Below are 13350 nucleotides of genomic sequence, written 5' to 3' on the forward strand. Positions count from 1 at the left end.
CGTTTATTCTCCCCTGCCCTTCAGGAGCCTGGTAAACACCCTGGCTTTTAAAGCTTCGTATTTTCGGAGATGCCCTATATAGGAATTCCTGTTTTTCTCATGGTTGTTCAGGTAAAAAGCATCGCATTCCATATTGTCGCATTCCAGGGCGTTGACCATACTGTTCTCATAACGGCAAAGCGCGGCCATCTGCAATGTATTTTCCCTGCGTATGGCATAGAGTTCGCGGGACAACAGATCGTTTCCGGGAGTCCTGCTTTCCAGCGGCATCAAGTATGCTATCTCACGGCTTATAAACTCCAGCTGTTCCAGCCAATTCCCAACCTCTGCCTTATCTTTTTTCTTCATGATAAGCCTGTCATCTTCGTGTACGTGAAATGATTTTGAATACATAGATTTCAAATTTAAACAACCGTTCACCCGGGGAGCATTCCGCTTTAACTCACTCCCTGTCGCTGATACGGGGCAACAGGGACAAATACGAATTTTCCATTTTTCACTCTTTGCGGCAAGAAAAGGGCTTTTCCCCGGGGTACGGTTTTATTTTACACATGGCCTTAAGCCATTATACATTTTTATCCTGTTCTACTTTCATGATGTTAAGAGACCTCGGGCCGGCCGGGAACTCCCACATGAGGGAGTCTCCCGCGGCATATCCCATGACGGCCGCTCCCATAGGCGTAAGTATGGAAATCTTATCTTTCTTGATATCGCTATCGTTAGGCAATACCAGTTGAAAACGTTTCTTCCAGCCCTCTTCGGATGTTACGGAAACGTAAGAATTGAAGCGAATAACGTCGTCCGGCATCTGGTCTTCATCGCAGACCCGTGCAGAAAGAAGTTCATCTCTCAGGTGTTTTACCGAACTCTTAAAAACATTGTCCCTGTAATATCCGGACAATTGCAACAGTTGTTTCAACAACACATACTCTCTCTTTTCAATAATCAGGTTTTCGTATTTCATCTCATATGGTTAAATAATCACATCTTTTCCGGCAAGGGCCTTATCTTCCGATATGAAAGACTACGGAAATATCCCCCTTTGCCTGTATGCCTGTTCCAGCCGTTCGATGGCAATCATAAAAGCGGCTGTACGCATATCTGTTTTCTTGTCGTCGGTAACTTTCATGACCCGGTTAAAAGACTCCCGGAGCTTCTTCCGGAGTTTTTCCACAACTTCTTCGAGTTGCCAGATCTCTCCGTTACGGTTTTGCAACCATTCGAAATAACTGCCGATTACCCCTCCGGAATTACAAAGGATATCCGGAATTATAGCCACTCCCCTTTCCAGGAGGATCTTTTCCGCTGCCACATCCGTCGGACCGTTTGCTCCTTCGGCAATAACCAGCGCTTTTATATCTCCCGCATTCTTCTCTGTGATCTGGTTACCCAGGGCAGCTGGTATACATATATCACAGTCCAGCGTAAAAAATTCCTCATTACGCAGAGGTTTGGCATTCGGAAAACCTGCAATGGCATTGTTATTAGCGGCCATATACCCGGATAATTTCTCCACCGGAATACCATCGCGGTTAACAATGCTTCCGGAAGCGTCCTGCACCGCGATAAGCAAAGCGCCTTCTTCTTCCAGAAACCTGGACGCCCAGTAACCTACGTTACCAAATCCCTGCACGATAAATTTTCGTCCTTTCAGGTCAATATTATTATGCTCAGCCCAAAACTTTATGCATAAATACACTCCATACCCGGTAGCCCTGTCTCTTCCTTCGGACCCTCCGGCTCCAACCGGTTTTCCTGTTACCACATGTAAATTGGTGGATCTCTCGTTGGGGGATTTTGTAGACATATAGGTATCCAGTATCCAGGCCATGGTTTGCGGATTGGTATTGACATCCGGCGCGGGAATATCGAGTTCAGGACCAATATTGTCTCCCAACGCATAGGTGAACCTCCGGGTAATGCGCTCCAGTTCCGCTGCCGAGTATTGTGAAGGATCGATCTGGATCCCGCCTTTGGCGCCTCCGAAAGGCAATCCTGCCAAAGAAGTCTTCCAGGTCATCCACATGGCCAGCGCCCGGGCGGCGTCAAGGTCAACCGTTGGGTGGTATCGCAGTCCGCCTTTGTACGGTCCCAGGGCATTATTGTGTTGTACCCGGTAACCGGTAAAAACCTCTACATTCCCGTTATCCATTTTCACGGGAAAATGAACCACCAGTTCATTATTGGTGATTCCCAGGATCTTTCGTATATCCGGGTCTAAGCCGAGCATATCGGATGCGTGATTGAATTGCCGCAGGACATTTTCCAGCATCCCCTGTTTCCCTGTTTTTTGTCTTTTTTCTTTTTCCTCTTGTGCTATCATTGTGTTTGTGTGTAATTATGGATTGATACATCAGTTAAACATACCTGAGTTTTCCGGCCTTTTTTCGTGTCAAGACATGGTCATGCTCACTGCATGAAGTCACCAAAGACTTTTCCGCGGTGAGCACACACGTAGCCAGGTACCTGCAGGTAGAGCAAATGCTTTTTCCGTATTTTTCCATTTTATTTAGTGTTAAAGTTGCTACCCGTAAGGCAAGAGGTATGCCGTAAAAGGATCCCATATACACACATCAACACAAACCGTTAATAAACAGTATATTACTTAAAACACAAAGATTGGGAAGAAAACGCAGAGCGGGGAATATTTCCCTGGGAGAGGAAAATATCCCCGCTACATTAAAGAGGGATTGAATGTAAAAGTTGTGGACTCTTCCTCCAACAGACAAGATCTTTTAGTCGGGAGTTCTGAGTTATTTCAACGCGATTATCCTGTTTGTTCCTTCTCCTACGAGTTTAGGGCCTGGCCCGTAGAAGGCTTTACAAGGAACGGCAGTGACCTGTTTTGTTTATTGCAACTTGCTCCGCAGTGTTTTGCGGTCTATACCCAGAATTTCGGATGCCTTGGTTTTATTGCCATCCACAGCCCGGAGTACTTTTTGGATATACTGCTTTTCCATTTCCGACAGGGATACGAAGGCATCCTCGGGAAAATCGATATTGTATTTCAGGCTATCGGGAATATCTTTCAGTTCAATACGGGTATCGCACATAATCACCGCTCTCTGCACAATATTTTCCAGTTCCCTGATATTGCCCGGCCAGTCGTACCTCAACAAAACCTCCATGGCCTCGGGTGTTATGGACAGCAAACGGTCTTTATATTCCACTCCGTATTTTCGTATGTATTTCTCCATCAGAAGCGGAATATCAGATTTCCGCTTGCGAAGCGGCGGAACATCAATCTCCACTACAGTCAACCGGTAATACAGGTCTTCCCGGAACTTTTTCTGGCGAACCAGTTCGCGCAGATCGCTATTGGTTGCGGCAATAACCCTCAGTTCCATTTTCTGTGGCTTTCGGGAACCTACACGTGTCACTTCTTTTTCCTGCAAAACACGGAGTAACCCGTTTTGTACCTGGAAAGATGCGTTCCCTATCTCATCGAGGAAAATAGTTCCTTTGTCCGCTGCCTGGAAAAACCCCATCCGGCTTTCCGCCGCCCCGGTAAACGCACCTTTCTCATACCCGAAAAGTTCAGACTCCAGCAAACTCTCCGGAATCGCCCCGCAGTTTACCGCTATAAAAGGTTCCCTTGAGAACTTACCGTTGTAATGAATAGCCCTGGCAATCAATTCTTTGCCCGTACCGCTTTCCCCTTGTATAAGTATGGTGGCCCGGTTGTCTTTAACCCGGCCGATGATATCCTTAACTTTTTCCAGTTCGTCCGAATTGCCTGTCAATTCCCGGAAGGAAGCATGGTCCGGCTTCCCGGGACCATCTTTCTTTTGCCTTTGACTATTCTTCTTCACCCCCTCCACGGACTTGGTTACCGCATTGCGGAGTTCGTCCCGGGTGAAGGGCTTTATCAAATAATCCACGACCCCCGATTTGCCTATATTAAGTGCGTTTTTTGCAGAAATATAGCCGGTTACCACCAGTATGGGCATCTCCGGGTAATGTTCGGAAGCGTATTGTATTAATTCAAAACCGTCAACACCCGGCATTTTCAGGTCGGTCACCAGGAGATCCACGGGAGAATCCCTGAGGATGGAAACGGCCTCTTTTACGGAAACCGCTTTATATGTGTGATAGTCCATAGACTGCAAATGACGTTGTACCAGTTCCAGTATATGCACATCATCGTCTACTATGAGAATATTTTCCTGTCGATAACTCATGATCATTTTTTTGGAAGCTTTATGACAAACACGGTCCCTCCTTCATTGCCCGGACGGTGAGAAATCTGTCCTCCGTGACCGGTAATTATACCGTGGACCACACTCAATCCGAGCCCGGTACCTTCACCGGTAGGCTTGGTCGTAAAGAAAGGCTCAAAGACCTTATCTCCAATATTTTCCTGAATTCCGCGTCCTTCATCGGCGATCTCCATAGTTACATTCTTCTGAGTCTCCCGGACATCTATTGCTATTTTACCCTTTACAGGAGAATAATATACGGCATTCATAATCAGGTTAAAAAGTACCTGCGTCATCTGTATCTCGTCTACCCTTACTGTTATGTTTTCATTTGCGAAAGATACCGCATGTGTCAATTGCCGGTTTTGAAAAGTGGGTTTTAACAGTTGCAGCACATTTTCTACAACCGGTTTAAGCGTGACCTCCTTCCGGGTTTGCGGGACTTCACAAGTAAAAAACATCAGTTTCTTCACCACCTCACGACAAAAAATGGCGCTCTCCTTTATCTTGTTCAGGTCATCCGCCTCATCACTATTTGCCATGCTGCTTTCCAGTAATTCCGCGAACCCTAGAATATTGGTAAGGGGTGTGTTGAGCTCATGCGCAATTCCCGCGGTGATCTCCCCGAGAATATTAAGCCGGTCCGCCCGCTCCATTTGTCGTTTTATAGCGAGTTCACTTTCCCTTATGCGTTTTCTTTCCAGCAGATTTCCCACTTCCAGTCCAACATTGTCCAGGAGCTTTCGTTCTTCTTCCAGGAAATCGGTCAAAGCATATTTATCCGCAGGGTATCCGACCTCTATAAACCCTTCTTCCCGGTTAAACAACCTTATGACCGATCTGATCGAAACCAGCTCTTCTTCGTACACCACATCTCCCAACAGGTACTCCCCGGTTTTTATAACGACCCGGGTATCTCCCTCAAACAACCATGCTTTTTTAAGACAATGTACAATCGCCTCCAGCGAAATTTCCGGATGGTCGTAATCACAGTTAACAATAATGGAAGTAACCTCGTATAAACAGGTGAGTTCCTTTATGCGTTCCCTAAGTTTTTCTTCAACAGTTTCCATAGGCAGTTACCATCGTACTTTTCAAAAGTAAAACTTAAAACGGTTATACGTAAAAAATAAGGATGTCAATCTCCGTGAGACCGGGATCAAAAAAAGGATCTGGTAACACCCAAAACAACAAAAAAACATCTTAAAAAATGATTTTAAAGCAGTTACATTACTTAAAATTTATATGTATTGATCATAAAGAAGAACGGCGGTTTTACGAAATTTAAGCTTAAAAGAATCGATACAACGGGAACTGCAACGTCAGGACGATAGTATCTCATACACCCGGCCGGCCCTGAGCAGCGATAAAGAAAAGATAAAAAGAACTTTCCGTAAAGGGAGGCGTATCATGAAAAAATCCCGCCTTTGCCGAACTTGTTAAAAATCAAACCTATCCAACCGGCAATAACATAACCCGATTATTAAATCAACTTTCTTCTAATCCCAACAAATTACAACTCCGATTCTGAATTTTCATTCACATTTACAGCTCCCCCCTTTCCTGTCCCTTGCTCTTTCCAAAATCAATACGGAAGTATATCCAAGGAATAAATTTCTACAAATCGTCCTCCCAAAAATGCCTGTTTAAAGCGCGTAATAACAGCTCAGTAGAATTTATCGACAAAATACCCCACTTCTGTTATTATTTTATAATTTATTATTTAACATTTAAATAAATTTATATATAAATATTTAGCCATTTTTTTAACATTAAACACTATTTAATATTTAAAAAATTTAAAATAAAATAAAAACATAAAAAAGATCATTTTAGTTAAAATGACAAAATAAAAAAGTCCTGGGATGCCCGATCTGATAAATTGTCAATATCAAGCTCATGTTTTAAAATATCCTCAATAAATAACACATTAAGCAGCACAAAAAAACCGATTTAAGCCAGTTTTTGCTTTTTATTTCCCATAATTATTTGTTAAAATTGACATTGTCATAATTTTTAAAGACAATAATCATTTAAGGAAAAATAAGTATCCGGAACTTATATCGTGCATAATAATCCAGTGGGTTTAGGCCTGTCTGCAATGGTTTTTCCATGCACAAACTAACGCAACTAACATTTCAAAAAATTGCTTTATGAAGATTCCGTTACTTTATATTTTATCCCTGTTTACCATGTCCGGGGTTTTTGCCCAGGATATTACGGTCACGGGAAAGGTTACAGACGATAACGGCGCCCCCGTACCAGGCGCTGATATACTGATCAAAGGTACGCTCAAAGGTGCTATTACCGATTTTGACGGCGTGTATTCGATTGATGCTCCGCCCGATGCCACCCTGATCTTTTCTTCCCTGGGATTAACCACGAGGGAAATCCCCATACATGGAAAAAGTACCATTGATGTTATGCTCGAAATGGCGGCAGAACAACTGGAAGAAATGATCGTTATCGGAACACGCGGACAATCCCGTACCAAACTGGAGACCCCTGTCCCTGTAGATGTCATTAATGTCAGTGAACAAGCCATAAACATGCCTCAAACCGATTTAGGCGATGTATTGAGGGCTACAGCTCCTTCCTTTAATGCTTTTCAGTCACAGGCCGGCGATCTTTCGTCGCATGTGGTCCCGCCAACACTCAGGGGGTTAGCGCCCAATCAGATGCTGGTGCTTATAAATGGTAAACGACGCCATACCTCTGCATTATTACTGGACAACCAGACAGGTTCGAGTTCGAATGCCACGGACATGAGTTTTATTCCAACGGCATCCGTGGAACGTGTTGAGATTTTACGCGATGGCGCTTCTGCACAGTACGGATCTGATGCCATTGCCGGGGTGATGAACATTATCCTGAAAAAAGGGACGGACAGATTTACCGGTACTTTAAGTGCCGGCGGTTACCCCGGACTGGAGCCCGATATCAGCGATCAGCTGACCCCGGAAGAGAATGAGCTGAATCGCGATTTCGAAGGTGACGGGTTTAATTTCCAGTTTGACGGTAATTACGGAATATCTTTCGAAAATGGTGGTTTTCTGAATATTAACGGAACCATAAAACAGGCCAAACGAACCCTCAGGCCTTCTGTTCTCTCCATAAGCAGGGCTCCTTTGTACAGCAGTAATTATCTGAACAACGAAACAACGGATGTCAACGGAAACCCTGTCATTACCAATCCGGAGCTAATAGAAGCCCTGGCCGGCAATAATACGGCACTAGCCGATGAGTTGAGGACCGTGGAAGGACTGATGGCTTCAAGAGGTATCGAACAAAAGGATGTTTCTTCTTACGCGGGTAACCCGGCAATGAATCTCGGTGTCCTTTCCTACAACCTTGAATTACCCTTATCGGATATTGCCTATTTTTATTCTTTTGGAGATCTCGGTTATAAATACACGGAAGGCTTTAGTTGTTACTACAGGAGGGCAGGGCAGGCCGACAGATCCAGTTATTCGCTATACCCGAACGGGTTCTTACCTCAAATGTATACCAACCAGTTCAACACCTCATTTGCCACAGGAGTGAGAGGAATGCTGGGTGATTATAATTTTGATGTGAGCAATACATTGGGTATAAATAAAATGAATATCGGAATGTTTAATACGTGGAACGCGAGTATCGGCGAATCTTCTCCCACGGATATGGACCTCGGCGTTCACAATTATTTACAGAATACCACAAATCTGGATTTATCAAGGTATTATGATGATATCCTCGAAGGCCTTAACATAGCTGCAGGAGTTGAGTTTCGTGTAGAACGTTACCAGATCGAAGAAGGTCAGGAAGAAGGATGGACGGCCGGTTCCGCAGGGGTTTATACCGCAAAGGAAGACGATGAGCTGCTCGTAGGCCCGGACGGGCTTCCGCTGGAGGACCTGGAAGGTAACCCCATAGTGGATGAAAACGGAGAGCCCATTGTACTTCCCAATAACGGGATAAGTCGTGAATTAATTAAAAGTTTTGCATTGAACTGTCAGTGTTTCAGAGGTTTTGGCCCTGAAAATGCCAGTACCAACTTCAGGTCGGTAATAGGAGCTTATGTTGATGTGGAAGTGGATTTTACCGATAAATTCTTTATGGGACTGGCATTCCGCACCGAAAATTATTCCGATTTTGGTAATGTGTATACCGGTAAACTCGCCGCACGGCTTTTGTTGTCTGATAATTTTGCCATAAGAGGTTCATTCAGCAACGGTTTCCGGGCGCCGTCGCTGCAAGAGCTGAATTACTCACACAGCTATACTTTCTTCGTAGACCTGGTGCCTTATGACGGAACCCTTTACAGGAACAGTAGCGCCGCTGCAAGAGCCATAGGTGTCGGCTTGTTGCAGGAAGAGCGTTCCACTAACCTAAGCTTTGGTTTTACCGCCAAATTGTTCCGCAACCTGGATCTGACCGTTGATGCCTATAAAATTGATATTACCGATCGGATTTTCCAGACCTCCGAATTTGATGCCACGGAAGCCCCGGCATTAAGCCCCGTTATAGGTCCCGGTCTTGCCAGCTTCAGGATCAATGGTGGCGACGTCAGTACCCAGGGTATCGAAGTGGTTGCCAATTACCACACCTTCATCGGAAGAAATAAGCTGGATGCAACACTTTCGGGAACCTTTAGAGAAAACAAATTCGAACAGGTAAATGTACCTGATCTGAATACGGTTTTAACCGACGAAGAGGTTGCGGCAAAGTATGTAGACAGAGGTTCTATCGGCCAGTTCGAGACCGGTACGCCAAGTTCAACCATCATAGGTACCGTTAGTTACTCTTTTGGCAGGTTCAGCACTATGCTCAGGGGCACCAGGTACGGCTCCGTAGAGGCCCTCGGTAGTTACGAACAGACGCTGAACGACGGAACATTCGGGTACCCGGACCAGGTATATACTCCCGAATTCGTGACCGACCTGGGTATAACCTATGCATTTTCGGACCATCTGAGCCTTACCGTAGGAGGAAACAATATTTTTAACGAATATCCGGAGGTAAATAATTATGAGCGAAGAGGATTCTATATGTATTCCAATTACCAGCAAGGTTCGAACGGCAGTTATTATTTTGGCAGGTTAACCTTTAGCTTCTAGTAAAAACTATAATAAAACAGTAAAACAATGAAGAAATATATAGGAAACATAGCGGTCATCATAGCCATTTTAACAGTGATCTCTTGTGACCAGGAAAGACTGGAACCGGAATTGGAAACCGGAGATGGCGGGGGTACGCTGGATACTTACACTGCCTATTCGATAGGTGAAGAATCCGACACCGCTATCTACGGTAGGGTGGTGTTCTACCACGATGATCTCGGCAGGACTTTGGTACAGGTATCTGTTTACAATACCGAAGAAGGTGCTTTATACCCAACCCGTCTTATGGAGGGGATAACCGGGGATGAATCGGCTACCCTGATCAGCCTTTACGATGTGATTGGCAAGAAATCCGACGGGCTGTTGTATGGCGAACTCAGTGACAGTAAGTTCTATGTTATTTCAGATACCGCGTTTTACGATACGTTGCCCGGATTGGATGCGCACATCAGCCTTTATTCCGGTACAACGGTCATTGCAACCGGTGACATCGGCGCCAATACGGAGCCGGTTGAGGTGAACTGAAAATGACAATTTTAATTTTAAAAGCACCTCATAATGAGAATTTTATAATATTTGGTTACGAATTTGAATAACCGGTAAAAATAAGGAAGAAGTATATAAGATATTCTTTTATTTGGTAACTTTTAAGTTGATTTTAAGCCCTTTATGTTCCGGTTTTTTTCAGGAACAGTTACTTTAAACAAACACCATAATTTAGAAAACGAAAATTGAGTTATGAAATGCCTAAAAGCAAAATGGTCATACCTCCCGAAAGCTTTCGGGACGATATAATCACTTTAGGCATTCCTCCCTATCCCTATAGTCCCGATAACTATCGGGATCGGGGACCGTCGGGATGACCTATTAAAAAGAATTGCGAAGCACATCAGTGAATACTGCTGCAAAATAATGACAAAGTGAACTAAATAAAAATTAACCAAATGAAAACAAAAAAATTAAGCAGACGGGAATGGATCCGAACAGGGGTACTGACCGCGGGTGGCATGACCCTTCTTCCCTATATGGGAATCGGCGAAACCCCAAAGGTCCGGTTAACATTTGATTCCGGCCGCAACGTGGTTTACAGCCCGTTTTTTAAGGAGTATATCCCTGCCGAAATACCAAAGCCCACGGAGCTCCTGGCCAAGTTAAATGCCAATGAAAACCCTTATGGCCCTTCTCCAAAAGCCATTAAAGCCCTACAAGACATGGCGGGCCATGGAAACAGGTATGCATGGATGGAACTATTTGATCTTATAGATAAAATCGCAGATTATGAAGGCGTAAAGGCCGAGAACATTATTATGGGACCGGGTTCTTCGGATATTCTGGAAAAAACGGGAATGGTATTCTTTAAAGAAGGCGGAAATGTGGTCTCCGCCGACCCTTCCTATATGTCACTGATGAAGGTAGCCGAGGCGACGGGCGGCACGTGGAAGCCCATTCCGTTAAAGGATGACTGGTCGCACGATCTCGAGGCTATGGAAAAAGCCATAGACCGTGATACCAAATTAGTGTATATATGCAACCCCAATAACCCTACCGGCACTTTAACCGACGCGTCCGAATTACTGGACTTCTGTTCCAGAGTATCCGAAAAAGTCCCTGTTTTTATAGATGAGGCCTATCTGGATTTTCTCGATGACGGTCATAAACAGAGTATGGTTTCGCTGGTAAATGAGGGTAAGGATGTTATTATCGCACGTACTTTCTCCAAAATACACGGCATGGCCGGCCTCCGTGTGGGTTATGCCATTGCCCAACCGGAAACACTGGCAAGGATCAATGAGGTTACCAGAGGAGGTATGGGCATTTCATATACTTCAATTTTTGCGGCAAAAGCAAGTATGGACGATCAGGAATTTCAAAATAAGTCCAGGGAACTCAATGCTGCGGCCAGGGACTATGTTTTTGAAACCCTCAAATCCATGGGACACGAACCTGTGGCATCGCATACCAGTTTTATGATCTTTCCCATCGAGATGGAAGGAAAACAGTTCCTGGAAAAAATGATGGCCATGAAAGTCGGTGTTCGTGCCTTTGAATTTATGGACAAAAACTGGTGCCGTGTAAGTATGGGTACCATGGAGGAAATGAAAATTTTCACTACCTCACTCCAGAAGGTACTCGTCTGAATTTTACCCGAAAGGACAATCCTTTCTGCCGCAGGGCTTTCAGAGGAAAGTATGAAAACCCGGGGGGTTCATACAATCTAAAAAAACGGTTCTATCCTTTCGCGGAATGCCTCGCGGATGAGACCGGAATACTATTTACTAAACTTTTCCCTGAGCAGGGGCAATGATGCCCCTGACGGGATTTTATTAACCCTTTTTGACTTTATGAATGTAGCACTGCAACAGACATTTGAATTATTACTGATTATAGGCATCGGGGTATTGCTTCAAAAAAAACTGCCCAAAAAGGAAAGTCTCGGGGGTGTCAAGATATTAATTCTCAGTGTGGCTTTACCTGCAACCATTTTTATTGCTTTGCTGAAAATAAAACTTGACCAGTCGTTGTTGTTTTTGCCTCTGATGGCACTGGTTTTCAATTTTTCCCTGTTTTTCGCGATGCGTTACCTGATGAAGTTTTTTCTTCCCATCAAAAAAGGCAGCAAAAAGAGGACAACAATGATGCTCTTGCCGTCACTGGCTCCCGGCCTTTCCTGTTTTCCTTTTTTAATGGCCTATCTCAATGAAGATGCCCTGGCCCTTGCCGCTCTTGCCGATGTGGGCAATAAGATTTTTGTATTGATCTTACTCTACATCCTGGCTATGTATTGGTACAGAAAAAGGGCTGAAGATCAAACCGAAACTTCAAATTCGAGCAAGTTAAAGAGTTTGTTGCTCTCATTGCTGAACGAACCCATCAATATGGTAATCGTTGTGGCCCTCGTGATGTTGGCCCTGGGATGGAACCTCGGTACATTCCCCGAATTCCTGCAGAACACGATTGGCGAATTAAGCGTAATGATGATGCCTTTGGTCCTTTTGTTCATCGGTATGGCCGTGCGTATCAAGTGGTCAGACCTGGGGGCTATGCTCCAGTTGCTGGGGTGGCGTTCAGGAATGACTTTTTTGATTACAGGCTTCTTTTTGCTTTTACTGCCCGGTCTGAGCAAATCCATGACACTCCTGCTATTGGTATTCCCCCAAAGTTCGTGCAGTTTTTGGCCTTTTGCACATATGAGTGCCGTTTCTGCCCTCGAACAAAAGAATGCAGGTACAAAGCCAACCTTTGACCTTGACTATGCGATCAATATTCTTGCCTGTTCGCTTCCTTTTTCAACCGTAGTAATTATTGGAATTTTCTATTTTGGCGATACTGTGACCAATTCCACAACGTGTTTTGTAATGGGAGGTATAATGCTCATTTTAACCATTGTGCCGAATGCCTTTAAATTGAAATCGAAAAGGACGCTCCGGGACTTTCCCTGGAGCGTTAAAAGGAAAGTATGAAAATAGCTTTTAATAAATAACTACAGCTTAATCGCTAATAGTTCCTTATTCATCCCTCAAACTATCCACCGGGTTGGCCACTGCCGCCTTAATGGCCTGCCAACTCACCGTCACGATGGTAATCAATGCCGCCAGCACCCCTGTCAGGGCAAATACCCACCATTCGATACCGATCCGGTACGAATAACTGGCTAACCACTTGTTCATGGCATACCAGGCTATGGGGGAAGCGATGACGAACGATAACATCACCAGTTTCAGAAAATCCTTAGACAATAACCGCGTAACGCTCCATACCGATGCGCCGAGCACCTTCCGTACCCCGATTTCTTTGGTACGGCTCTCGGCCATATAGGCCGCTAACCCGAACAGGCCTAAACATGATATCACAATAGTAAGTATAGCAAACAGTCCGGCCAACTTTCCCGAACGCTCGGCATTCCTGAATTTCAGTGCATAATTTTCATCGGCAAATACATACTCAAACGGATATTGCGGATTGTATGTCTTGAAAATCTTTTCCATCCGGGCGAGGTTACCGGTTGTACTGTTATCCGGGTTCAGCTTCACGTGCAGGATGTTCGGCGAATA

10 protein-coding genes are annotated in these 13350 nt (G+C 44.6%); 4 read left to right on the plus strand and 6 right to left on the minus strand.

The annotated features are described in order from the left end of the window. Window positions 1-3 precede the first annotated feature (3 nt). The 5 genes from ACVBDY_RS06660 to ACVBDY_RS06680 form a co-directional block, all read right to left on the minus strand. Entirely contained in the window at window positions 4-393 is a 390-nt protein-coding gene (locus tag ACVBDY_RS06660) for a hypothetical protein (RefSeq protein ID WP_447174686.1), read from the minus strand. Window positions 394-565: 172 nt separating this feature from the next. Beyond that, a complete protein-coding gene (locus tag ACVBDY_RS06665) occupies window positions 566-964 on the minus strand; it encodes a GreA/GreB family elongation factor (protein WP_447174687.1) in 399 nt (132 codons plus the stop codon). Between the two features lie 60 nt (window positions 965-1024). Then, on the minus strand, window positions 1025-2323 hold the full coding sequence (locus ACVBDY_RS06670; RefSeq protein ID WP_447174688.1) for a Glu/Leu/Phe/Val family dehydrogenase: 1299 nt from the start codon (window positions 2321-2323) through the stop codon (window positions 1025-1027). A 526-nt stretch (window positions 2324-2849) separates the two neighbouring features. Continuing rightward, window positions 2850-4181, minus strand: coding sequence for a sigma-54-dependent transcriptional regulator (locus ACVBDY_RS06675; RefSeq protein ID WP_447174689.1), 1332 nt, complete (start codon window positions 4179-4181; stop codon window positions 2850-2852). A 2-nt stretch (window positions 4182-4183) separates the two neighbouring features. After that, entirely contained in the window at window positions 4184-5272 is a 1089-nt protein-coding gene (locus ACVBDY_RS06680; RefSeq protein ID WP_447174690.1) for a sensor histidine kinase, read from the minus strand. A gap of 1080 nt (window positions 5273-6352) precedes the next feature. Here ACVBDY_RS06680 and ACVBDY_RS06685 point away from each other — a divergent pair. From ACVBDY_RS06685 to ACVBDY_RS06700, 4 genes are all read left to right on the plus strand, one after another. Continuing rightward, the gene (locus ACVBDY_RS06685; RefSeq protein ID WP_447174691.1) at window positions 6353-9295 is read left to right on the plus strand and encodes a TonB-dependent receptor; all 2943 of its coding nucleotides are present in this window, start codon (window positions 6353-6355) and stop codon (window positions 9293-9295) included. A 27-nt stretch (window positions 9296-9322) separates the two neighbouring features. Further along, entirely contained in the window at window positions 9323-9823 is a 501-nt protein-coding gene (locus ACVBDY_RS06690) for a hypothetical protein (protein ID WP_447174692.1), read from the plus strand. A 419-nt stretch (window positions 9824-10242) separates the two neighbouring features. Further along, a complete protein-coding gene (locus tag ACVBDY_RS06695; protein WP_447174693.1) occupies window positions 10243-11436 on the plus strand; it encodes a pyridoxal phosphate-dependent aminotransferase in 1194 nt (397 codons plus the stop codon). Window positions 11437-11553: 117 nt separating this feature from the next. Beyond that, window positions 11554-12759: an AEC family transporter gene (locus ACVBDY_RS06700; RefSeq protein WP_447174694.1), complete on the plus strand. Its 1206-nt coding sequence runs from the start codon at window positions 11554-11556 to the stop codon at window positions 12757-12759. Between the two features lie 45 nt (window positions 12760-12804). Here ACVBDY_RS06700 and ACVBDY_RS06705 read toward each other — a convergent pair. Beyond that, on the minus strand, window positions 12805-13350 hold a 546-nt coding region (locus tag ACVBDY_RS06705), incomplete at its 5' end, for an ABC transporter permease (protein WP_447174695.1).

Source organism: Sinomicrobium halophytocola (assembly GCF_052983395.1).